The sequence below is a fragment of the Herpetosiphon gulosus genome, assembly GCF_039545135.1.
Taxonomy (GTDB): Bacteria; Chloroflexota; Chloroflexia; order Chloroflexales; family Herpetosiphonaceae; genus Herpetosiphon; species Herpetosiphon gulosus.
In genome coordinates this window covers 244418-267140 of record NZ_BAABRU010000007.1, presented here as the reverse complement: position 1 = coordinate 267140, position 22723 = coordinate 244418, and the positions used below count along the sequence as shown (strand labels likewise).

General features: G+C 49.1%; 29 protein-coding genes. 10 read left to right on the top strand and 19 right to left on the bottom strand.

All coding sequences use genetic code 11. The annotated features are described in order from the left end of the window. Positions 1-6 precede the first annotated feature (6 nt). Together ABEB26_RS11745 and ABEB26_RS11740 are read left to right on the top strand one after the other, a co-directional pair. On the top strand, positions 7-873 hold the full coding sequence (locus ABEB26_RS11745; RefSeq protein ID WP_345722191.1) for a metal ABC transporter ATP-binding protein: 867 nt from the start codon (positions 7-9) through the stop codon (positions 871-873). Beyond that, positions 842-1687 carry a metal ABC transporter permease gene (locus ABEB26_RS11740; RefSeq protein ID WP_345722190.1) on the top strand — a complete coding sequence of 282 codons (846 nt, stop codon included), beginning with the start codon at positions 842-844 and terminating at the stop codon, positions 1685-1687. The genes ABEB26_RS11745 and ABEB26_RS11740 overlap by 32 nt, the downstream gene beginning before the upstream one ends. Here the strand turns inward: ABEB26_RS11740 and ABEB26_RS11735 are convergent. The 8 genes from ABEB26_RS11735 to ABEB26_RS11700 all read right to left on the bottom strand — a co-directional run bounded on the left by ABEB26_RS11735 (position 1684) and on the right by ABEB26_RS11700 (position 6078). After that, complete coding sequence (locus ABEB26_RS11735; protein WP_345722189.1) at positions 1684-2076, bottom strand: response regulator; 393 nt, start codon at positions 2074-2076, stop codon at positions 1684-1686. The genes ABEB26_RS11740 and ABEB26_RS11735 overlap by 4 nt on opposite strands. 212 nt (positions 2077-2288) lie before the next feature. Next, complete coding sequence (locus tag ABEB26_RS11730) at positions 2289-3032, bottom strand: hypothetical protein (RefSeq protein ID WP_345722188.1); 744 nt, start codon at positions 3030-3032, stop codon at positions 2289-2291. Further along, the gene (locus ABEB26_RS11725) at positions 3022-3345 is read right to left on the bottom strand and encodes a hypothetical protein (RefSeq protein WP_345722187.1); all 324 of its coding nucleotides are present in this window, start codon (positions 3343-3345) and stop codon (positions 3022-3024) included. Before ABEB26_RS11725 ends, ABEB26_RS11730 begins: the two co-directional genes overlap by 11 nt. Positions 3346-3355: 10 nt before the next feature. After that, a complete protein-coding gene (locus ABEB26_RS11720; protein WP_345722186.1) occupies positions 3356-3859 on the bottom strand; it encodes a 6-carboxytetrahydropterin synthase in 504 nt (167 codons plus the stop codon). After that, on the bottom strand, positions 3856-4179 hold the full coding sequence (locus ABEB26_RS11715; RefSeq protein ID WP_345722185.1) for a hypothetical protein: 324 nt from the start codon (positions 4177-4179) through the stop codon (positions 3856-3858). Before ABEB26_RS11715 ends, ABEB26_RS11720 begins: the two co-directional genes overlap by 4 nt. 51 nt (positions 4180-4230) lie before the next feature. After that, positions 4231-4746 carry a CRISPR-associated protein Cas4 gene (locus ABEB26_RS11710; protein WP_345722184.1) on the bottom strand — a complete coding sequence of 172 codons (516 nt, stop codon included), beginning with the start codon at positions 4744-4746 and terminating at the stop codon, positions 4231-4233. Further along, positions 4743-4976, bottom strand: a complete 234-nt coding sequence (locus ABEB26_RS11705) for a hypothetical protein (protein WP_345722183.1) — start codon at positions 4974-4976, stop codon at positions 4743-4745. The genes ABEB26_RS11710 and ABEB26_RS11705 overlap by 4 nt, the downstream gene beginning before the upstream one ends. Before the next feature lie 4 nt (positions 4977-4980). Beyond that, entirely contained in the window at positions 4981-6078 is a 1098-nt protein-coding gene (locus tag ABEB26_RS11700) for a M50 family metallopeptidase (RefSeq protein ID WP_345722182.1), read from the bottom strand. A gap of 376 nt (positions 6079-6454) precedes the next feature. Between ABEB26_RS11700 and ABEB26_RS11695 the strand changes: the two genes are divergently transcribed. The 3 genes from ABEB26_RS11695 (at position 6455) to ABEB26_RS11685 (ending at position 10776) form a co-directional block, all read left to right on the top strand. After that, positions 6455-8383 (top strand): SpoIIE family protein phosphatase, encoded by a 1929-nt coding sequence (locus ABEB26_RS11695; protein WP_345722181.1) that lies wholly within the window; start codon positions 6455-6457, stop codon positions 8381-8383. Between the two features lie 71 nt (positions 8384-8454). Beyond that, positions 8455-9504: an NAD(P)-dependent alcohol dehydrogenase gene (locus tag ABEB26_RS11690; protein ID WP_345722180.1), complete on the top strand. Its 1050-nt coding sequence runs from the start codon at positions 8455-8457 to the stop codon at positions 9502-9504. A gap of 66 nt (positions 9505-9570) precedes the next feature. Continuing rightward, a complete protein-coding gene (locus ABEB26_RS11685) occupies positions 9571-10776 on the top strand; it encodes a winged helix-turn-helix domain-containing protein (RefSeq protein ID WP_345722179.1) in 1206 nt (401 codons plus the stop codon). On the opposite strand, the gene ABEB26_RS11680 is transcribed toward ABEB26_RS11685, so the two are convergent. After that, positions 10773-11396, bottom strand: a complete 624-nt coding sequence (locus ABEB26_RS11680; RefSeq protein WP_345722178.1) for a hypothetical protein — start codon at positions 11394-11396, stop codon at positions 10773-10775. The genes ABEB26_RS11685 and ABEB26_RS11680 overlap by 4 nt on opposite strands. Positions 11397-11571: 175 nt before the next feature. Between ABEB26_RS11680 and ABEB26_RS11675 the strand changes: the two genes are divergently transcribed. The 4 genes from ABEB26_RS11675 to ABEB26_RS11660 all read left to right on the top strand — a co-directional run bounded on the left by ABEB26_RS11675 (position 11572) and on the right by ABEB26_RS11660 (position 13785). Next, positions 11572-12039, top strand: coding sequence for a GNAT family N-acetyltransferase (locus ABEB26_RS11675; RefSeq protein WP_345722177.1), 468 nt, complete (start codon positions 11572-11574; stop codon positions 12037-12039). A 143-nt stretch (positions 12040-12182) separates the two neighbouring features. Next, positions 12183-12725 (top strand): GNAT family N-acetyltransferase, encoded by a 543-nt coding sequence (locus ABEB26_RS11670; RefSeq protein WP_345722176.1) that lies wholly within the window; start codon positions 12183-12185, stop codon positions 12723-12725. A 203-nt stretch (positions 12726-12928) separates the two neighbouring features. Next, on the top strand, positions 12929-13174 hold the full coding sequence (locus ABEB26_RS11665; protein ID WP_345722175.1) for a hypothetical protein: 246 nt from the start codon (positions 12929-12931) through the stop codon (positions 13172-13174). Between the two features lie 116 nt (positions 13175-13290). Beyond that, positions 13291-13785, top strand: a complete 495-nt coding sequence (locus ABEB26_RS11660) for an NUDIX domain-containing protein (protein ID WP_345722174.1) — start codon at positions 13291-13293, stop codon at positions 13783-13785. 58 nt (positions 13786-13843) lie between these two features. On the opposite strand, the gene ABEB26_RS11655 is transcribed toward ABEB26_RS11660, so the two are convergent. The 5 genes from ABEB26_RS11655 to ABEB26_RS11635 all read right to left on the bottom strand — a co-directional run bounded on the left by ABEB26_RS11655 (position 13844) and on the right by ABEB26_RS11635 (position 17147). After that, positions 13844-14134 carry a hypothetical protein gene (locus ABEB26_RS11655; protein ID WP_345722173.1) on the bottom strand — a complete coding sequence of 97 codons (291 nt, stop codon included), beginning with the start codon at positions 14132-14134 and terminating at the stop codon, positions 13844-13846. 95 nt (positions 14135-14229) lie between these two features. Continuing rightward, complete coding sequence (locus ABEB26_RS11650; protein WP_012190482.1) at positions 14230-14784, bottom strand: phosphoribosyltransferase; 555 nt, start codon at positions 14782-14784, stop codon at positions 14230-14232. Positions 14785-14855: 71 nt separating this feature from the next. After that, positions 14856-15926, bottom strand: a complete 1071-nt coding sequence (locus ABEB26_RS11645; RefSeq protein WP_345722171.1) for a class I fructose-bisphosphate aldolase — start codon at positions 15924-15926, stop codon at positions 14856-14858. 86 nt (positions 15927-16012) lie between these two features. Beyond that, on the bottom strand, positions 16013-16558 hold the full coding sequence (locus ABEB26_RS11640) for a DUF6886 family protein (protein ID WP_345722170.1): 546 nt from the start codon (positions 16556-16558) through the stop codon (positions 16013-16015). Then, on the bottom strand, positions 16551-17147 hold the full coding sequence (locus tag ABEB26_RS11635; RefSeq protein ID WP_345722169.1) for a GNAT family N-acetyltransferase: 597 nt from the start codon (positions 17145-17147) through the stop codon (positions 16551-16553). Before ABEB26_RS11635 ends, ABEB26_RS11640 begins: the two co-directional genes overlap by 8 nt. A 285-nt stretch (positions 17148-17432) precedes the next feature. Here ABEB26_RS11635 and ABEB26_RS11630 point away from each other — a divergent pair, with 285 nt between their 5' ends. Beyond that, positions 17433-17924, top strand: a complete 492-nt coding sequence (locus ABEB26_RS11630) for a response regulator (RefSeq protein WP_345722168.1) — start codon at positions 17433-17435, stop codon at positions 17922-17924. Here the strand turns inward: ABEB26_RS11630 and ABEB26_RS11625 are convergent. The 5 genes from ABEB26_RS11625 to ABEB26_RS11605 form a co-directional block, all read right to left on the bottom strand. Further along, entirely contained in the window at positions 17921-19192 is a 1272-nt protein-coding gene (locus ABEB26_RS11625) for a sensor histidine kinase (RefSeq protein WP_345722167.1), read from the bottom strand. The two genes, ABEB26_RS11630 and ABEB26_RS11625, sit on opposite strands and share 4 nt — an antisense overlap. A gap of 62 nt (positions 19193-19254) precedes the next feature. Continuing rightward, on the bottom strand, positions 19255-20277 hold the full coding sequence (locus ABEB26_RS11620; protein WP_345722166.1) for a polyprenyl synthetase family protein: 1023 nt from the start codon (positions 20275-20277) through the stop codon (positions 19255-19257). Between the two features lie 410 nt (positions 20278-20687). Further along, complete coding sequence (locus tag ABEB26_RS11615) at positions 20688-20873, bottom strand: hypothetical protein (protein WP_345722165.1); 186 nt, start codon at positions 20871-20873, stop codon at positions 20688-20690. Positions 20874-20961: 88 nt separating this feature from the next. Continuing rightward, positions 20962-21498 carry a DUF1003 domain-containing protein gene (locus tag ABEB26_RS26930; protein ID WP_486348304.1) on the bottom strand — a complete coding sequence of 179 codons (537 nt, stop codon included), beginning with the start codon at positions 21496-21498 and terminating at the stop codon, positions 20962-20964. A gap of 21 nt (positions 21499-21519) precedes the next feature. Then, positions 21520-22335 carry an STAS domain-containing protein gene (locus ABEB26_RS11605; RefSeq protein WP_345722164.1) on the bottom strand — a complete coding sequence of 272 codons (816 nt, stop codon included), beginning with the start codon at positions 22333-22335 and terminating at the stop codon, positions 21520-21522. Positions 22336-22723 lie beyond the last annotated feature (388 nt).

The window sequence follows — 22723 nt, the reverse complement described above, 5'->3', positions numbered from 1 at the left end:
GTTTGGATGCAGCCAATTATTGAGTTGCGCGATGTTGGGTTGCGCTATGCCGACCGTTTGGTGCTCGATCAAATTAATATACATCTGCACCATGGCCAATTTGCGGCACTGGTCGGGCCAAGCGGTGCTGGCAAAACCAGCTTGCTGCGCTTGATTTTGGGCTTGCATACTCCTAGTCGTGGTCAAATTCTGATCCATGGCAAGCATCCAGTTGATGGCCAAGTTCCGACGATCGCCTATGTGCCACAACTTGAAACCGTCGATTGGAATTTTCCGGTGACAGTTGAGCAAGTTGTGGCTATGGGCTTGGTGCGGCAGGGCAACCCATGGCCATGGTTGCGCAACCATGAACGTCAAGCGGTGCAGGCCGTATTGGCACAACTTGAAATTGAGCATTTAGCACAACAACATATTCGCAATCTTTCGGGCGGCCAGCAACAGCGGGTCTTTTTGGCCCGGGCTTTGGTTGCCAAACCAGCCATGTTAGTGCTCGATGAACCAACAACTGGGATTGATCCACGGGTGGCTGAAACGATTTTGCATTTGCTGGCTGATTTGAATCAGCAAGGCATGACGATTTTAATGACAACTCATGATTTGAATTCGGCAGCCAATCATGTACCTTGGATTATTTGCCTTAACCAAACGATTGTTGCTCAAGGCACGCCGGAAGCAGTCTTTACCCCCATCGTTTTAGAGCAAACCTACCATAGCGAGATGGTGGTGGTGCAGCATGAAGGCATGCTCTTAATTCAACAACGCCCGCATGGTCATAGCTATCGCGATTTGATTCCCAATCCAGTAATTGGCGAAGTGCTGAACCCAGCCATGGAGAACCCAATTGAACCAGCTTTTAGAACCGCTGAGCTTTAGCTTTTTTCGCTATGGCATGTTGGCCGCCTTATTAATTGGCAGTTTGTGTGGCTTGTTGGGCGTATATATTGTGTTGCGTGGCATGAGCTATATCGGTCATGGGCTATCGCACGCAATTTTTGGCGGCGCAGTCGTTTCGTTTGTGCTCGCTTGGAATTTTTATCTGGGCGCAGGATTATGGGGTTTTGCTGCTGCTGTATTGATCAACCAAACTGCTCGGCGTACCAAAATCAATGCCGATGCGGCGATCGGGGTAATTACGACTGCGAGTTTTGCGGTTGGGGTCGCCTTGATTAGTCGCTACCGTAATTTCACTCGCTCGTTTGATGCTGCGTTGTTTGGCAATATTCTCGGGGTAACTAGCGATGATCTTTGGGCGATCGGCGGCGTTTGCCTGATGGTTGGGCTAGTGGTGTTCTTCAGCTACAAGCAATTGCTGTTTATGACCTTTAATAATGATGTAGCCCAAGTCTATGGAGTGCGTACCAACTGGCTCGATACGCTGTTTTCATTGATGCTCGCTGCCACATTAATCGTTTCAATGAAAATTTTGGGCGTGACGTTAATCGCCGCTGCCTTAGTTATTCCACCTATTACAGCCCGTTTGTTAACCGATAGTTTTCATCGGATGCTAGGGCTATCGACGTTGATCGGTGGTTTGACTGGGTGCATCGGCATGTATTTGAGCTATTTTTTCGATTTGGCCTCAGGTGCGACGATTGTTTTGACCCAAACCAGCTGCTTTGTACTGGCTTTGGGCATTGCAGCCTTGCGCAAACAACTGCGCAATCGCATGATTCACACCCACGTTTAGCGAGCCAAAGCCCGTGGATTGGTGGCATGTTCGAGATAGCGAGCGAGCATGCCCCGCAATTCGGCTAATGAAAATGGTTTGGCCAAAAAATCGGTAAAGCCCGCTTCACGACAGGCTTGCCGAGTATCTTCGCCAGCATAACCACTAACCGCAATCACTGGAATTTCAAGGCAATGCTGATAGCGGCGAATGTGCTGCAACAGCTCAAAGCCATTCTCGCCAGGAAACGAAAGATCCAAGAAGATCAATTGGGGACTCATAGTAGCTAAAACGCTACGCATCTCGTTGCCACTGCTCACCGTAATCACATTATGCTGTGAACGCGATAGAATTCGCACCCAAAATGCTTGCATCAAGCCACTGTCATCGATTGCTAAAATGTTTGCCATACAATTCTTCCTTTGCCAAGGCTGCTTCCACTCCTAAAAACAGCATTGTTCAATATGCCCAATTTCAATATAGATAGTCTACCCCTAAGCCATAGGCTGAAATGAGGGGCAATAGTGTTGTTTTTGGAGTAGGCAGAGTAATAGGAGCAAGGGGGACAATTGGCCTAGGTCTTGCGATGGTTAACCACTTGAGCTATGCGAATTGTGGGGGATTAGAGGTTAATTTGCGGTACATGTTGTGGTGCTGTTGTCCACAACATGCTATCGAGCACAATCGCTTGTGCCCCAATTTCAGGCAACGTGCTGATGCTGGCTAGGCTGGGTGCACTACAAATCAGCGGTTTTTCGGTTAGTTCGCGTAAACGCTCAAGCCCCCAGCCTAGCATTGGCTCAATCCCTGGCCCTAGCAAGCGCCCATAATGTTGACCATATTTCGCTCGTGGCCCCGAACCAAGTAACAAAGCATCAATTGTTTGTGGAATGCTATTGAGTTGGCTAATTTGATCGGTGGCAACTTGCATTAACAGCGGAGCTTCCCATTGATTGCGCACCAACTCACACCAACGTGCCATGTGATTCAACTCGCTACTTTGCTCAAGATCTAGCAGCACCGCCGCCCATTCACCCTCGTGCAGGTTACGCAATAATTCTTGGAGATCCTGAATGCTGCGTGGTTGTAGGCAGAGCAGCACTGGCAGATCGAGGGTTTGCCAATGGGCTGCATCACGTTGGGCGCGTCGCCAGGTGCGGGTTGATGAACGATACAGCAATCCGCCTGTAGTTGGCATTAATTGAATCGCTTGATCGCGTGTGCCCAACGGATCAGTGATAATTGCCCCAAGATTATCGAGATTTGCCAAGCGATCTGTGCCCGCCCCAAAACCGCCACAGCGCCCAAGCACGGCGCTGCGCACGGTTAAACCATAGGGGTTGTGGGGTGCAAGATCAATGGCCATCGTTGCTGGCTCCTTGGGTTTGGTCGTGTTTTTTCAACGCTTTTTCAATATCATCAACCAAGGTTCGCGCTTCTAACAAATCGAGGTGGGTTTGTTCGTGGGCATATTGGATGGCGGCCAAGCGATCGCCACGAATCAAAAGGTCTAAAATATCTTGGCGCACATCATCGCGAATATTGGTGGTTCGCACATGGCGATCCATCGCCCGCGCCTGAAAGCGCAAGCGTTCGCGATAGGTTTTGGTGCGCATAATCAAGAGGGTAATTAACCCAACTGCCCCGATAATCACCACCAGAGCGCTCATTCCATCCATAGCGTATACCTCAGCATGAGCTTTGAACCCATTCGCGGCTGGCGAAGGCTTGCTGACCTGGCCCTTCGGAAACCCAAACCCCAACCATTTTGAGCGTATCAACGCCATCTTGGCGCAGACGTTCGCACAACTCAGCACAAAAATAGGTTGCCAACAATTCAGCCGTGGTATTTTGAATTGGCAGCATAATCACTTCGGCAATTGGGAAGACATAATATTTATCTTCATAGCGCACTGTCAAATGCTGCTCGTTTTGGCTATATTCGATTTTAGGATTCTCGGCGGCCAACAATACCCGATGATCAAGCGTGCGGGCAATTTCAGCGGCGTGTTTTTTCAACACCCCAAAATCTACCACATATTGATCTTCGCATAAAAAGCCCTCTACTTCGACCGTTACGCGATAATTATGGCCATGCAGCCGCTCACATTTGCCGCGCATGGTAATAAAATGCGCCGCCGCAAAACCAAGCTGATCCTTAGTTACTTGCAAGCGGAAAATACGTTGGCTCATGCCAGAGACTCCTCAATGTGGCAGGTGTAACAATGTTGGCACAACCGAAAGGGCACGCCTGTATGACAGGGCGTGACCAGATTTTCACGTGAGCCACAGCAACGACAAACACTGAGATTTTCAATATCGTCAGCCCGCCAAAGCTGTGAGTGTAGCTCCAATTTGGGTGTTGGCTCGGTGCGCAGAATCGCCAACTTAACACAGACCGCTGCCGGAAAAATTTCCTCGACATTGGCATAGAGCAATTGGGGATTCCACACAACCTCATCACCGACACAAATATCTTTCATGCGTGGATGTTGGCGAATTTTAAATTTCATAGTCTGTCACAACGCTTGCTAGCAACGTCATTATCAAAAGCTTGGGATGTGCTAGTCATATTCTAGCGCATCTGTGCAGCGGTCGCCAAATCCACAGGCGCGACAACGCCAAGGTTGTTCATGCGAACGTTCAACATCATTTAACTCAAGCTCGTCGCGCATCGCGTCGAGCGTTTCCAGCAAAGCCTGATACAGCTGATCCGTCCAATCGACTTGGAAGGTATGCTGAGCGTAGCGCAACAAACCATAGCGCGGAGCCACGCCAGTTGCTTCTTCCAACAACAAACAATAGGCTGCCAACTGTAAAATATCGCCTTGGCGTGGGCTGGTTGCTTGGCGCTGCGGCTTGACCTCAACCGGAATCAAGGCCTTGCCATCGGCCAAGACATAATCGGGCTTGCCAGTTAATTGATAACGGGCTGAAAATAACGCTTTGGTTAATTCACGGCGAGCAGTATCGTGATAAACCACGGTGCGCCAAGGCAGGCCGGTGCTAGCCCGCAGTTGGTTGCTCCGTCGCCAGAACCAAAGCGCAATTAAGCCCAAAGCAAGTGCTAGCCAAATCATGCCAACACCAAGGCCAAGGCGGCTAGCAGCAACAAGCCAATGGCTACGGTGCGTAACCACTGGCTTTGCTGCAAATCTTGGCCATGGCGTTGATGCGCCGTTTCGCCTTGGGCTAAATGTTCGGGAAAACGCCCTTCCCAGCCACACTCACGGCGTAGCCACCAAGCTCGGGCACAAAAATCATATTCGCCAAGCTCGCTGGCGCGGATAATTGGCTTACGCTCGGCCATAATTTTATGGTCTAACGATTGGCGTTGGGGTTGGCGGCATCGTGATCGCTGGCTCACCACTTATGATATTGCGCACGTCGGAAACTGTAATTAACAGCATCAAACCAAGCAACATCATCATCCCCACAGCATGCACAACTGCTTCGCGCTCAGGTGGAATCTTCTTGCGGCGAATGGCTTCGATCAAGGCAAAAATAATCCGACTCCCATCAAGCGCTGGAATTGGCAAAATGTTGATCAAAGCCAAATTCAGGCTGAGCAAGGCCGTAAAATTAAGATAATCGCGCAAGCCCGAGCGAGCAACCTGCCCTGTCAAGCGAGCGATGCCAACTGGGCCAGCTAAGCCGCCTTCAGGAGCCGCATTCGTGCCCAGCAAACCGCCGATCAGCATGGCAAAACCGATAAACATTTCACCTAATAGCCGAAAACTATAGGTAAACCCGTTGATGATCGCTTGGAAAATATTAACTGATTCGCGTGGATTGCCCAAGCCAACCCCAAAACGATAGCGCTGTGCTTCTTCGCTGTATTGGGGGGTGACAGTCAAGCTTTGTTCAGCGCCAGCCCGTTGCACAATCACGGTTAATGGCTCACCACCGCTGGTTTCAACCAACCGCCGTACCTGTTCATCGGCGCTAATCGGTGAACCATTGATCGATACAAACACATCTTCAACCTGAAACCCAGCGTTTGAGGCAAATTCATCGGTTGATGCAACCATGACCTTATCAAGGTTGGGGTAGCCCCAAATTGCAAAAATGATCGCAAACATAATGATCGCGGTAATCACATTGGCGATCACCCCAGCTGCCATCACCGGAATCCGGCGACCTGGCGAGGCCGAAGCTAGGCTATCGGGGTCGTCGAAGCCACCTTCTTCGCCTGCAAACCGCACAAAGCCGCCGAGGGGCAGCCAGTTAAGCGTAAATGGAATTCCCTTGCGCACGAACAACACTTTGGCGCGTGGCGGTAACCCAATGCCAAATTCTTCGATCTTAATGCCCATTTTGCGGCCAACCCAATAGTGGCCCAATTCATGAACAACAACTAAAAAGCCTAAAGCGGGAATAACCGCAAGCCACGCCAAACTGCTAAAATCCATAAAGATCTCCCGTGGATAGTGGTGTACGGCCTATGCCGACCGCGAATGAATCTTACTTGAGTTACCTAGTAGCGTCAACCGCTTTTGATGAGCAAGTTGTTAACAAGGCAAAAGGCAAAAAGAACATAGGGGTCAGGATTCAGGGGCGAGGGGGCAGAATGAGCAGCGAGAATCTAGTAAGTACAGAGGGAACAGCTGCATAATCATCAAAATCTGTGATAATCTGTGGCTAAAACTGCCCTTAGTGAAATTTGTGGCTCAATAACTTCGCGTCCTTCGCGGTTTCATGCTTCGTGCGCTTCGTGTCCTTCGTGGATCAAATTGCTGGTACAATGGGGGCCGATGAACAATCTAGCTATGTTGCGCGAGGTTTAGAGTGCTGCGCTTAATTAAACGCAGCTTAGTTGCCCGCTTAGTGGCAATGTTTTGTTTGGTAGCCACCTTGGCTGTAAGTCTTTTGGGCTTCACAGCCTATTGGCTTGGGCAAGGTGCGATTGAGCAATCGGTCGTTGAACGCCTGAGCATTGCAACCTCACTCAAAGAGCAAGAAATTGAGCGCTGGATCGACGATCAGCGTAAGGAAGTGCAATTATTAGCTGGCTTGCCATTGGTGCGAACGAATGCCAATATGCTGGCCAACTCTAAATTAGTCAGCCCCGAAGCCAATACTGCCTACGATACCCTCTCGACCTACATGCGTTCAGTCGTCAAAAATCAAACCAAATTTGATGAAATTTTTGTACTCAACCAAGTTGGGCGGGTGATTTTCTCAACTGATCCACTGCATGAGGGCAGCATTGTTAGTGGCGTTGAATATGTTAATGTTGGTCAATTTGGCTTGTATATCGAGAATATCTATCCCAATGATTTAGATATTCCAACCATGACGATTGCTAGCCCGTTGTTTGACCAAGATAATAATGTCTATGCAGTGTTGGCAGCTCACATTAATCTCTCGCGGCTTGATGATATTTTGGTGCAACGGGTTGGCTTAGGTCGCAGCAGTGAAACCTATTTGGTCGATAGTAAGCAGCGTTTTGTTTCAAGTAAACGCTTTGGCCGACCAGGCATGCCAATCGTGGTTGATTCATATGGCATTCAGCAAGCGCTCGCCAAGCAAAATGGCAACGCCAAATATCAAAATTATGCTGGCGATGATGTAGTTGGGGTCTATCGCTGGCTCGAAGGTCGCGATCTGATTTTGCTCAGCGAGGTCAGCCAAACTGAGGCTTTTGCTCCCGCCCGCGAACTAAGTATCATTATTATGGCGATTGGTTTGGTTTTAGAGGCTTTGGCGGTCTTGGCGGTCTTGAGTTTGATGCGACGGGTGGTGTTGCCGATTGCTCAATTAACCGAGGCTGCTGCCCATGTAGCCGAAGGCAATTTGCAAACTGCCGATTTGCCCTCGCGTGATGATGAATTGGGCTTGTTAATTCGTAGTTTTACCCGTATGACCGAGCAACTGCGTACCAATCGCGAGCAACTCGAAGAGCAAGTTGCCCTGCGCACCAACGAATTACGCTTGGCCTATCAGCAATTAGTCCAAGTAACCGATCAACTGCAAGAGAAAAACGATTATCTGCAACAAGGCCTGACTTTAGCCCATGATATTCAGCTTGGCTTGCTCTCGCAGCGCCCGCCATGGGAGCCTGATCTGCTACGGGCGAATGCCCATTCATTGCCTTCGGCTGAAGTTGGCGGCGATTTCTATAGCTTTGTCGATTTGGGCCATGGTCGGGTTGGGGTAGCAATCGGCGATATTTCGGGCAAGGGCGTTGGCGCTGCCTTGATGATGGCGCTGGTTTCAAGTACCTTGGAAGAACGGGCACGCGAAGGCAGTCAGCCAGCAGTCTTATTACAAACCCTCAACAGCTTGTTGATCGATCGGCTCAAAGCCAATCATATGAATGCGGCAATTCTGTATGCAATTTATGATCAAGCGACTGAAACCTTACATCTGGCTAATGCCGGGATGGTTATGCCCTATTTGCTGCGAGCTGGCACGCTTGAAGAAATTGATGTGGTTGGTTTGCCGATTGGTTCGCGCCCCGATATTCAATATCAAGAACGTATGATTCAGCTTAAACCAGATGATCATGTGGTATTTGTCAGCGATGGTGTGGTTGAAGCGCGTAATCCGGCTAATCAAATGCTAGGCTTCGAGTTGCTCGAAACAATTCTGGCAGGCTATCGCCAATGGCCCGCGATCGAGCCATATCATAATTATTTATTCAAGCAAATTAGCAATTTTATGCAAGATCGCAGCCCCGTCGATGATCTGACGATTGTGTGGTTGCAAAAATAAGCCTTAGGTCACATGCATGGTTAACGTTTTTTGGGTAAACTGCACATATGTTTTGTTGTAGGAGGAAGCCCATGCTAACGACCAAAGGATATGCTGCTTTTAGCGCCGATGCTCCGTTTGCCCCCTTCCAATTCGAGCGCCGCGATTTAACTGCCACCGATGTTCAAATTGAAATTTTATACTGTGGCATTTGCCATTCCGATTTACATCAAGCCCGTAGCGAGTGGGATGGCACGGTCTATCCGATTGTGCCTGGCCACGAAATTGTTGGACGAGTAGTGGCAGTCGGCGCTGACGTGCAAAAATTTAGCGTTGGCGATGCAGTTGGAGTTGGCTGTATGGTCGATTCGTGTGGCGAATGTTTCGATTGCCGCGATGGTCAAGAACAATTCTGCTCCAAAACCACCTATACCTACAATAGCCCCGATCTGCACACGGGCGGCGTGACCTATGGCGGCTATTCCAGCCAAATTGTGGTTGATCAGCATTTTGTCTTGCGGATTGCCGAGCATTTGGATTTAGCGCGGGTTGCGCCATTGCTGTGTGCTGGCATCACTACCTACTCGCCATTGCGCCATTGGAAGGTTCAGCCCGGCCAAAAAGTTGGTGTGGTTGGCTTAGGTGGTTTAGGTCATATTGGGGTGAAAATTGCCAAAGCCATGGGTGCTGAAGTGGTTTTATTCACCACCTCGCCGCATAAAGCTGCTGATGCTGAGCGTTTGGGCGCTTCAGTGGTGATCTCCAAAGATGCTGCGGGCATGCGCAGCCAACGCAACAGCTTCGATTTTATTCTGAATACAGTTTCTGCCGCGCATAATCTTGATGATTATTTAAGTTTGTTGAAACGTGATGGTACGCTCTGCCTCGTGGGCGTGCCCGAAAATCCCCATCCAACCCCCAGTTACCCCGATTTGATTTTTCGCCGTCGCCAATTAACTGGCTCGTTGATTGGTGGTATCGCCGAAACTCAGGAAATGTTAGATTTCTGTGCTGAACATAATGTATTGGCGGATATCGAATTAATAGATGTGACTCAAATCGACCAAGCCTACGAGCGCATGCTCAAAAGCGATGTCAAATATCGCTTTGTGATCGATCTGGCCAGCCTGCAAGCCAATTAATCGATGCTCGAAGTGCAAACGGCGTAGCGTTGCTAGGCCTATTTGGATTTGAATTAAGGATGCTTCATGACTCGCACTATCTCACTTGATCAAGCGCGGGCGATTGCGATTGCGGCCCAAGGCTTAGATCATCGTCCGGCCAAGGTTGATCAAACCACCTTGCAACAAACCGTCCAGCGCATGCAAATTGTCCAAATCGATACGATCAATGTGGTGGCGCGTGCGCCCTACTTTGTGCTTTGGAGCCGTTTGGGCGATTATGATCCAGCTTGGTTTGACCAGTTGCAATATCCAGCTGGTCAATTATTTGAATATTGGGCCCACGCAGCCTCGTTCTTGCCGATTGAATTATTTCCCTTGCTGCGTCCGGCGATGTTGCGCTATATCCAGGATTGGCATCGGTCGCGGCGTTGGCTCGAGGAAAATAAGGCGGTGACTGATGGCGTGCTTGCGATGATTCGTGAGCGTGGCCCGTTGCGCTCAGCCGATTTTGAAGCTCCAGCCGATCATGCTGGCGGTGGCTGGTGGAATTGGAAACCAGCCAAATCGGCGCTCGATATCCTCTGGGGTATGGGCGAATTGATGATTGTGCGCCGCGAAAAATTTCAACGGGTTTATGAACTAACCGAGCGAGTTATGCCCAATTGGGATGATCGTGATGTGCTTAGTTTTGAGGCCGCCGCCGAGCAATTGAGCGAGCGTGGCTTGCGCTCGATGGGGATTGCCACTGAACGGCATCTGCCCGATTACTTTCGCCAAAAACGAGTTGGCATCAAAGAACGGCTGCAAACCTGGGCGGCAGAAGGCAAGGCGATCGAGGTGCAGGTGGAAGGTTGGAAGACCCCAGCCTATATTCATCATGAACAACGCCATTTGTTGGAGCACACGCCCACGCCCAGCCTGACTACTATGCTTTCGCCCTTCGACAACTTAATTTGGGATCGCCAACGAACAAGGGATTTTTGGCAGTTTGATTATTGGATCGAATGCTATACCCCAGCCCCCAAGCGGCGCTATGGCTATTTTACCTTGCCAATTCTCTGGAACGATCGTTTGATTGGGCGGATTGATGCCAAGGCTGAACGCAGCGCCGGGATTTTTCGAGTGCATGCGTTGCATTTGGAGCCACACATCGATCTAAGCGAAGCCTTGTACGACGCTTTGGCCGTGATGCTGCGCGATTGTGCCAACTGGCATCGCACGCCAACCATCAGCATCACCATGAGCGATCCGCCGCAGCTGGCCGCCGAAGTGCAAGCCCGATTATATTAATTTTGAGGGGTAGGAATTGCCGGATCAAGCGTCTCCATCATATAGATTGTGGGCGTAGGTTGATGCTGGGGATTGGTGGATAGCTGATATTCATCAAGATCAAAGGATTCTAAAAACTCTTCAACTTTTGGTTGATGTAACGGGCTTGAAGTTAATACATATTCACTATTATCCAGAGATATGTAATGACGTAGTTTGACTTGGTTCATCATTGGTTCGCTGGATTGACCATTCAATACAATCGTGATTTCGTTATCAGGCTGCAAGCGTGTCCGATCAACTGAGAGTTCAATCACAAATGGTATAAACTGCTCAATTGATGTTTTGGCAAGCGGTTGCAATTGGGTATCGATCTGCTGGCCTGTGCTAATAACTGCCGTCACATGCTCAAACCACAAGGAGTGATAGAGGGTAATGGTAATGGCGATGCGTGATGGATCGGTTGATGGGCGAATGTCCCAATCGACATGACGACCAAATTCTTCAATCATAGGAATATGCGGTGGGAGGGTTGGCCAGATGTGGTCTTGATTGCCAGTTTGTGCGGGTAGGGCAGTTCGCCCACAGCCAATCAGCAGGCAAGCGAGTAAGGCTCCAAGGAGCAGCCGATTAACGATCATTGAGTTTCCTCCAACACATGATATGGGTACAATGCTTGGGTAAGCACGCACTGGGTATGTGTTTTGCTTGACCCATTGCTAGCATACCGCCATTTGGGGTGGGAGGTGTAGCAGATTAACAGCAGAATCGTTGCAACTTCAGCGCTGCAACTTGGAATTTAGCCTAAGGAATTGTATGCAATCAATTCAACTACGGCCAATTGTGGTTGAGCAACAAGCCCAATTAGCCGTGCTACTCGCCGAGTATCTGTCCGAGCTTGATCCGACGGCAGGTAGCGAATATCCCTATTTGTGCAGCTATTGGGAAGATCCTGAGCGTGTGCCATTGTGGATTGAGCAGACTGAGCAGCGGATTGGCTTTGTGCTGCTGAATCGCTATGCCTTGCTGCCGCAAACGACGCTGGCGATTGCTGAATTTTACGTCGAGCCACATGCGCGTGGTCAAGGCTTGGCGCGCCAAACAGCGTGGCGCTTGTTTGATCGCTTTCCAGCGATGTGGGAAATTCGCTGTTTAGCGAGCAATCGAGCAGGATTAAGCTTTTGGCAAAGCACGCTTGATCGCTACCTTGGCCATGCTTGCCCAGCCTTGGATGGTGCGGCCTATGGCTGGGATGGCACGATTTGGAGTTTTGTAACCCGCTGACATAGCGATTACTGGTATTATTCTAGGCCATTCCAAACTGGAATGGCCTACTTTTTGCTGCATGCAGGTAAGCATCCAAAAACAAAGCACGATCAGTAGAACCAACAAGGATTGTTTGCAGGCATAAGGATACCTAAAACGCTATGACAATTGCTTTTGAAATTCGCCCAGCGCAAGCTCATGAGGAATGGGCGGTTGCACAACTGTTTGAAGGATTACACCACTATAACACATCGCTTGATCCATACTTTAGCTTGTCGTCAGATTGGCGCGAGGCCTTACAGACATTTTTGATCGATCAAGCGCTGAATCAACGTGGTATAACCATGCTGGCTTGGTATGGCGCGAAGCCAATTGGTTTGTTGATGCTGGCCGGTCAGCAGGGGTCAGCATTATTTAAGCATCGCAATTGGGCTGAGTTACTGGCATTGTATGTTGTGCACGATGTTCGAGGGCAGGGCGTGGCGCAACGCTTGCTTAACCTAGCCCAAGCATGGGCCAGCCAACAGGGTTATCAACGAATGCAGTTGTATGTAACCGCCAGTAATCAACGCGCCAAACGCTTCTATCAAGCTCAAGGCTGGCAGTGTGTGCAAGAAATTTGGCGTTTGAGCCTTGATCAAGGCCAACAACTGGCAGATATTGACGAACAGATGAGCGTTTGTTTGAGTAATGAGCGAGAATAAGTCTGAAATTGTAAAAATTAATCTTGATTAATATGGGTAGATAGCTATACTATCAATGGGTGATTAAGTACCACCCGTTAATCACCCAAATGCGTGATCAAGGGACTTGAAATCTTGGTCAAAGCTTGCTACACTGCGTCGTTACAATCGCCAAAACATCTGTCCTATACCACACGGGTGATTCTACCCAAAGGAGGTTCGGCATGGCCGTTGATTCGAGTGCATTTATTGTAGTACCAGTGGAAGCGACCGTCCCGATTTTATGGCGTGCAATGCGCACAATTCGCACCAGCCTGAATATTACGCGGATCTATTGGCATCCAGATGAACATGTGCGTGATGGCTGTCATTTCCGGTTAGAAGTGCCTGTTGCCCAACTTCACGATCCTGCTACCGCCCGTGGGCGCATTCAGTCGATTTTGGTTGACCATGGAGCAGCCTTATTGTAATGAACTAGGCCATGATGGGTGATTGTAGCAGCGTATCAGTGACGATACGCTGTTGTTTTTTTAGCGTGGCTCAGTTAAGCTAAACCTCAAATTCTGCATTTGATGAGGGTGATTGCATGCCAGCGTTTCAGCATTGTCATTGGTGTGGGGCAGCATTTGGGGCGGCGCAAGGGTTTCCGCGCGTTTGTAGCACATGTGGTAATTCAACCTATCGCAACCCAATTCCGGTTAGTGTGATTTTATTGCCTGTTGAACGTGGTTTATTAACCGTGCGGCGGGCGATCGAGCCGCGCAAAGGTCAATTGGCCTTGCCTGGCGGCTTTGTTAATTTCGATGAAAGTTGGCAAGCAGCCGGAGTACGTGAAGTCTTCGAGGAAACCAATATTCAGCTTGATCAACACAGTATTCGCGATTGGTGGACGCGCAGCACGCCTGATGGCATGATTTTGATTTTTGGCTTGGCCGAGCCAATCAGTCGTAGTAATATTCCAACTGACTTTGATCGCAGCGAAACCGAAGCCTTAGTGGTGATTGATGCTCAGCAAGTGTTGGCGTTTCCCTTGCACAACGAAGCGATGCAGGCCTATTTTGAGCGTTTGCAAGCTGACTAACGCCTGCTCCCAACCATCGTGGGAGCAGGAAACGGAATGGGCGCTGAATACAAGCTGGTTAGCGTTGCATGGTCAGTTGATAGCGCCCTAAAATATGGTCTGGAATGTAAATTGATTTGATTGAGGCGGCGGATTGAATGCTACTAGCCCCATAATCAATTAGGCGATAGAAGGCCAGATTAACCGCCGTTTGCTGCATCTGATGCTGAAATGTTTGTGCGGCTTGTTGCGCCCCGATAGTTTGTGCTTGGGCTTGCTCTACCCCAGCTAATGATTGCGCGGTTAAGAGGGCAACCACTAAGAGCATGGTAAAGCAAATGCTTAAACTGCTAACAACCAATGCCCGCATATGTGCGTATCCTTAAAAAAGTTAACGACTATGCTGCAATGTAGTAGATTTTGTCGTTATTGCCTATAGCGCAACAGTCCTACTTTACTATAGTTTTATGGTTGTTCCGATGGTTGTTCATCATCCTGCGCACGAATTGCTGCGGTATATTCAGGGTGCTGGACGAAATGGCCATCCTGCAAAATTTCGCGATCCCACGGGTTCATAATCAGCTGATCTGATAACAATCCGACATAATCTGGCCGTGGATTAGCCCAGGTATGGGCGTAGAGCGCAACCGTTTTGACATCGGCAGCACCCATATCACGCACCACTAGCGCCGCGACCAACAAAGTTTGGCCTGAATCAGCCATCTCATCGACGATCAGCACCCGCCGATTGCGCACTTTTTCGGGTGGCTTAACCAACCACGATGGATCTCGCCGCACGACTTGATCTTCAAAACGGCGAGTTAAGCGAATTGGGTAAAGTTCGCGGCGCAGGGCATACGAAAGCAAGGTAGCCGGAAACAAGCCCCCACGCGCGATCCCCAAGACGAGTTCTGGTCCCCACGGGGCAATTTGCACGGCAAGCTGGCGGGTTAGTTCCTCGAAACGCTGCCAACTAATTGGGTCAACCCCGCGTCGAGTGCGATAATCATAGGATGCCATAATTGTGCTCCACTGAAAACGAGCGCATAGCTAGGCTATGCACTCGCTTGATTTGGCTGATTGCGCGATGTTTAGGCGATGGTAACGTCTTCGCACAGGTAAACATCTTGGATGGCTTGCAACAAGGCAGCGCCTTCGGCCATTGGGCGTTGGAAGGCTTTGCGGCCTGAGATCAAGCCTGCGCCACCACCACGCTTGTTGATCACGGCGGTGCGTACTGCTTCGGCGGTGTCGCTTTCGCCGCTCGATGCACCACCTGAGTTGATCAAGCTGGCGCGGCCCATGTAGCAGTTGGCAACTTGATAGCGCACCAAGTCGATTGGATGATCGCTGGTCAATTCGCTATAAATGCGCTTGTCGGTTTTGCCATATGGGTTGTCTTTTGAGGTAACTGCGTTGTAGCCGCCGTTGGTTTCAGGTAGTTTTTGCTTGATGATGTCGGCTTCGATCGTTACGCCCAAGTGATTGGCTTGGCCGGTCAAGTCGGCTGAAACATGGAAATCGGTGGTGCTGTTCTTGAAGGCGTTGTTGCGCAAGTAGCACCACAGAATCGTGGCCATGCCCAACTCGTGGGCCATCTTGAAAGCTTGGGCAACTTCAACAATCTGGCGGCCTGATTCGGCTGAACCAAAGTAGATCGTTGCGCCAACTGCTACCGCGCCCATTTCTTGGGCTTCTTTAATTGTGCCAAACAAGATTTGGTCAAACTTGTTGGGATATGATAAGAATTCGTTGTGGTTGATTTTGACCACAAACGGAATTTTATGGGCATATTTACGGGCAACTGAACCTAGCACCCCAAAGGTTGAAGCAACGGCGTTACAGCCACCTTCAATGCCAAGTTTTACAATATTTTCGGGGTCGAAATAGGCAGGGTTAGGAGCAAATGAAGCACCAGCGGAGTGTTCGATGCCTTGGTCAACTGGCAAGATTGAAAGGTAGCCAGTGTTGGCCAAGCGGCCTGTGCCATAGAGGCTTTGCAAGCTGCGCAATACTGGAATACTGCGATCTGAGGCAGTCCAGACCCGATCAACAAAATCTGGCCCTGGTTGATGGATCAAATCTTTGCTAATCGTTTTCGATTGATGTTCTAAGAGTGACGATGCTTCATCGCCTAATAATTCTGCAATACGGTCAATCATTGAGAATGCTCCTTATGGCTGACAACGCGCCCATTATAGCATGCCGTGCGCAACCGCTGGGGGGAGGAAGCACTACCCATGGTGACCTATTCGCTACGTGCCGTGGCATTGCGCATGCGAATCATCGAAAATTGTAGGCTCGATTGGGCAACAGCACTATGCAAGCGCCATAAATTGGGCATGACGTGCAATTCAACCCCTAGACCCACCAGCTGCCCCAACAGATCATTAATTGGATGCATGGCGATTGGTGCAACGTGGCGAACGCTAATCCAATAGCCTGCGGCTGCATCCGCAAGCTCAAAATGGTCTCGCTCAAACGCATAGGCATACAGTGTCGTCGCGCGAATTCGATCAAGCCAAGCATGTTCGACCGCGATGATTGTCTGGGCCTTGCTGAAGCCAAAAAAGCGAGCTTGATCGTCGGGGCTGGTCTGCTGATCGTAGCGCATGCAGATCCGTGGGCAATCTCGTGGCAATAAATAATTTGCCACAAGATTGCCTTGAATTGCCCAAACAATTGGTGGGTGCTCGGGCTTACGCGGATGCGGACGTGGCGCAAATTGACTAATGGTGGCATCTTCGCTGAGATGATACAGCAGCGCAGGCTTGGGCTGCCAAACCTTAGTCATGATTTGCTCCTGGGACAAGCATACTCATAGTTCGCAAATCAACGTCGTCTCGCACAATATCCATCAAAATTTCGTCGTAGCGCTGATTGCCCAAGGGAATCGCTCCGCGCACTCGCCCTGCCTCGCGAAAGCCAGCTCGTTCGTAGGCGCGGCCAGCCCGCGCATTGTAGCCGTAATACCAAAGCTTGATGTTGTACAAATTCAAGAAGAAAAAGCCATATTCAGCCATCAAGCGCACAGCCTCGGTGCCATAGCCCTTGCTACGTTGGCTTGCTTCGCCAATCAAGATGCCCAAGGCCGCGCTTTGGCGACGATGATTGATTTCAAACAAGCTAATGTTACCAATCGGCTGATCGGTTTCTTTGATATGGATGGCAAAGGTGATCCGTTCGGCGTTTTGGCGCGAAGCTTGTTGATACCACGATTCTTCATCTTCGAGCGTGGCCGCAAACCCGATTGCTCCCAGATTGGCGGTCATCCCAAGGTCGCTAAACCAACGTACATACAATGGAACATGCTCATGGCGCAAGGTCGCAAAATAAATTTGTTGACCTGTTACCACTGGATAAATTGGATTTTCACTGCTCATAACGACCCTTCTACAAGGCTACGATTGTGATTGTTGCTTGATTATAGGTCGTTGGCGGGGCGAGGCATCGGTTTTACGACTGAACTTTGGTTTAGGCTAAAAGGAGCTTGCTGCAAGAATTTGCTATGCTCAACTACCTTTAACTACTCAGACTATTGACGGTAGTTTTTGTAATTGAATCACAGTATAATCAAGCGAACAAGGGAGATCACAGCCACAAGCCACGATGAAAAAGCCTGTTTTGACCTTGCAAAGCTGATAAAAATGGCGCGAAAGGAAAGCAGTATGCAGCTTACAAATCAACCATATGTGGTAATTGTTGATGATCAACCAGCCGCTGCCTTAGGCCTCCAAGCAGCGATCGCCGACCAACGTTTGAGTTTGTTGCGCAATTTAAGCTATGGGTGCGATCGGGTTGGCTCTGTCGGCGATCTCGAACGCCAACTCGATTTATATCCCGCCCAAAGTATTCGTTTGATGGTGGTCGATTATGCTATGGTTGGGCGCACTCCGCTGCACATTATTTATCGCTTGCGGACTAGTCGCACGTTGCACCCAGCCTTGCATCCCGAGGCTTTGCTCATTGGCTGGAGCGCCTATGAAGATGTTGATACGTTGTTTCGCTCGGTTGGCTTCGATGGCTTTATCAGCAAACATTTAGCCCAAAACGAAGTTGCCCAAGCAATTGAATGGATCTATCAACAACGCTTGCATGGCGCAGGCTGGACGTGTGTGGGCTTGCCCGTGCCATGGGCTACCAATCAGCTCATCGCCTAAATTCGTGGCAAAGCCAAACTGGTGCGTGCGCCGCCTTGAGCCTGATTTTCAAAACTAACTGATCCTTGATGCAATCGCGCAACCTGCATAATTAATGCCAAACCTAAGCCATTGCCGCCGAGCTTGCCGCTCCAGCCTAGCACCGCCGGAATCTGATTGGTCGCGAGGCGTTGCAGCAATTCTTTGGGGTAGCCCATGCCTTGATCGCTGATGCTAATCACCGCCATCTCGTTGTTGGTACAGCACTCAAGGCTAATCTGTTGCCCATCGCTAGAGCCTGGATTAGCCTCAATTGAATTTTGAATAATTGTCCGTAAGGCTAAAGTAATAAATAAATCATTACCTTTAATCAAGACTGGCTGCTGTTTACATAAACTCAAACGCAGATGCTCAGGATCAAGCTGATGCGAGGTGCGAACTTCGTTGACGATTTGTTGCAATAACTCGGCTAAGTTGAGGGTTTGTAATTGCTGAGCTTGCAAAACCCCATCGCGAGTCAAAATCAATAATTGAGTAGTTAATTGCTTAAGATGTTGGGTTGTGGTGGCTAGCGCATTCAAAGCTTCGTTGCTGCTAATGCCAGCATTTTGCTGCGGCGCGTTGGCCAAAAAACGCTCAAAAATTGGCACTAAACCTTCTAAGCCACTGCTATAGCCGCGTAATTCATGCTGAAAAAAGCGAATAAATTGACGCGCTTGTTGTTCTTGCTCAAGCTGGGCTTTGGCCAGCACCTGAATTTGGGTGGCTCTGCTGGCCGAGCTACGCAATTGCCACATCGTCAAAAACAACAACAAATTAAAGACAATTACGGCTGGGTTAAACAAACTCCAGCCTGCGGGGTGAACCAACGCCGCAATCAGCATAAACGCTGGATAACTAACGATCGGCCATAAACGACCAGTGGCGATAATGGTCAAGAGAATTGGCACAGTTACCAAAACCACCGCCGCGCTTTCAAGCTCGACAATGCTGAGGGCGATCAAACAAGTTGAAGTCATACTGAGCACAATCAGCCAGCGCGGCCAGGCCAAATTTGGGCGACGATAGACTACCCAACCTAGCCAAAACAGATAGAGCGCCAAGCCAAAATCGATCCAAATTAACAACTTGGGTGCAGCTTGATCGAGGCCAGCCAAGCCTAATGCGCCGACACCAATGCTAAAACATGCAATTAGCCAAGTAATCCACGGCAATGGATCGAGTTGTTGGCCGATGCGTTGATAGGCGTTGAACCATGATTGCGATAAATTGCCCCATACATCCTTCATGATTGCTCCACTGATAGCCGCGACTATCACGATTGTAAGCCATCAGTGGGCAAACCATGGCACTAGGCTGTTTGGGCTTGCGCTAGGCCAACGCCGCTGAGGCGAGCCATAAATGTGCAAATCACGTCGTACATCCACGCTTGCAGCGCTGGAGGCGTTTGTTCTTCGCAGGCTATGGCAATCTGGGTCAAGCGATCAAGGGTTGTGGCTAATCCGGCTTCGAGCACATGTTGGTTGAGTTGTTGGAAGGTTGTTTGATTGGATTCGGCCAACAAGGCTTGTTTTTTACGCCAAAGCTGGCTGATTAAGCTAGCTAGCTGAATATTATTATCACACGCATCAGCGAGCGGGGCAATAACCCGACCGCGCTGAAGATCACAGCCCTCGCCGAATTGTACGCGTTGCTCTAAAAGGCCCACCACATCATCAACATCTTGCATTATTTGGGCAAAGAAATAGGCAGGAGTAGCAGGAAATGGCGCTTGGCGATGGTACATCAGGGCTAAATTAAGCGCAAATTCGGTGGCAATTTGGCCTTGGCGATAGCGCTGCTGCATCCATGCATCCCATTCAGCCTGATCGGGATAGCTATGTTCAACTTCCCAAATTTGCAAAGCGCCTAATTCGCGCAGAAAATTCATGGTTGGCTGCACCAAGCGTGGGTCAATTTCGACCGCCAATTCAGCGATGGTTGCGGTTAGGCTAGTGGCAATTGGCGTGGCTTGAGTTACACCAAAGCGGGCGGGTACGGTCGCTCGCTCAGAACGCCGACTCGAAATATCGACAGTATCATCCATCACTGCAACCGCTTCCATTGTCAACATAATTACTGGTAGCGCTCGTTGATGGGCTGGCGTTATGCCACCCAACTGCTCGGCCAAACTTAAATAGAGCAATGGCAGCAGAATGAACGATGGCTGTGGATTGTCCACGACCACATAATCCCAGACATGTTGCAACGGCGCTGGAATATTTAGACTATTGAGTAACTTACGGGCGGCTTGGAGATGAGGGGCGAAGCTGGCTTGAGAACGCTTGAAAATACCTTGGAATTTTTGTGGAAACTGGATCGTGCTACCTGACATACAAACCTCTCGCAATGGCTGAAGGCTCGCGAGTGTGCTGCTTGATTGTAATGCTGATGCTCACTGAACCAAATCAATAATTTATATCTTTATTTTTTATTAAAAAAGCAATTAACACAATCAACCAAAACGTTAACTATTTACCGTACTTCTGTGGAATAAGCGTTAGTACTTCTAGTCAAGTACTTTTGTAGCAGCCCAAACTAAAATAACCGCTCCTTTGGCCTAGTCATTTTCTAGGACGTACCGAATGGTTAATGTGGTATTAGGCTAGAAGTACTGAATAAATCTGCAAGAAGTTTGAATGAGAAGCTTAAGCTGAATAATTTTTAGTTTAAACACATATGAATACAGTTAAATTGGACTTGAAATGTGGATATTAATTTGTAACCTGAGCTAAAAAATATTTTTTACTCGCTAATGCTCATTTTGCAGAGATAATGACATTTAATTGCTGAGTTGGCGGCACTAAACTGTTGTGGGGTAGAATGCGCTAATTGGTAGCCCAAATGCATGCCAATTAACAATAAAAACAGACACAAACTAACCAACAACAGGTTGCCTTGGCGTTGCGATTTTCTGAGTGCTGCATCCATCTGCTTGCTCCTAGGATTGAAAGCCTTTTGGGATTGATAGGAGCAGTATGGCAAGCCAACATAACCGGAAAGTTAACGAGTTGGGCGCTTATTCAGAGCGTTGGCTCAAAATTTGGTTGAGCAAGCGAATTTGCTCTTGTTGCAGTTGTACCAATTCGTGCCATTGCGCTTCGCGCAGTTGGTCAATTTTGTTATGTAGGCGCTGAATTTCGAGTTCGGCCTTGAGATTGATCTCATAATCATGGCTGGCATCAAGCCGATCTTTAGCAGCCTGACGACTCTGCGACATCATAATAATCGGCGCTTGCAAGGCTGCAACGCTTGATAGCACCAAATTCAACAAAATAAATGGATAGGGATCGAACGGTTTGGCCAAGAATAGCCCATTTAGCAGCATCCAACCGAGCAAAGCCGTGGAAAAGCCGATTAGGAATGGCCAAGAACCACCAAACGCCGCTACCCGATCGGCCAAACGCTCACCAAAGGTTTGGTCGGCCTCAAATTGATGATTGGTATTTTTGCTAATCGTGGGGTGTTCGATTAAATGTTTGATCAACTCACGTTCGCGGGCGGCTAAAGCACTCAATTGAGCAGAATGATCATGCTGCGACGTTTGGTTAGCCATAATCCAACTTCCCTGTCCACGCTATAACGGGCGAATTGCGAAGCCGGTGCAAGCGAGAGCATATTCTACGCCTGCTTGGAGATTGGCGCGGGTCGTAATTTCGCTGAGATCGATGCCCAAATGCACCATGGTTTGGGCAATTTCGCCGCGAATCCCCACAATAATTACCCGAGCACCGAGCAAACGCGCCGAATGCACGGTTTTAAGCAAATGGTGGGCCACGCCAGTATCAATTAATGGGACACCTGTGAGATCGAGAATAACCATTTGAGCTTTGAGATTGGTAATCTCATCGAGCAGGCGCTCGATCATTTGTTGCGCACGGCTGCTATCGATAACCCCAATCAGCGGAACCGCCAAAATATGCTTGTAGACTGGAATAATGGGGAGCGCCAATTCGCTTAAAATCGCCTGTTGGCGGTCAAGTTGACCGATCCGTGCTCGATCATAGCCACGATATAACCCAGCTAAGCCTGATTGAATGACCTTTAATGCTTGATGTAAGAGCGCAACATGCTCAGCTGGTTGCTCGAATTTAGCCATGAGCATTTCGATGCCACGGCGATGCCAGAGCAACACCAATTGCTCAAAATCGTCGATTGGCAGGCCTTGTATGGCGCGTTGGTAAGCACCTTCTTCGAGGTGGGTACGATAGAAATGGGGTTCTTCCTCATCCAAATCCATTCCGAAGGCATGAACGGTAATCAGCACCCGTTGAGCCAATTGTTGTTTGGTCAGGGGCAATTTGCGGTAACCTGGAATCTCCACCAAAGCCTGATCAATCAATTGATCGCTCATGGATTCTTCCATGGCAATAAAAACACTTCCGAAGGACATAATTGCGTGCTCCTAACCCACATGATCGCTGGTGGCAATGAGCGTAGTGTTTTAGTAGGATGTGGCATTCGATGATACCATACAACCTTGGGCTAGTGTGCAATCCTCAATCTTGGTACAAGTTAGGGGATGCTATTGCAAATAAACTCTCGTGGGAGTATTGAGTGGCGAGCTGGGCCAATAATTATGCCTATTACATAAAGTTTTTGTTTTAGCCACAGATTTATTTGATTGACCTAAAATCCTGATAGTTGATGCTTATATCCATTTGCTCGTTGCGTAATTTGCTCTTTCATCCCTCATCCTTAATCCCTCATCCTTCCTGCTTGTCTATGCTATCATACCAAGTACATACGTTAAATTGTACGAGATTCTCACCGATAGTTGG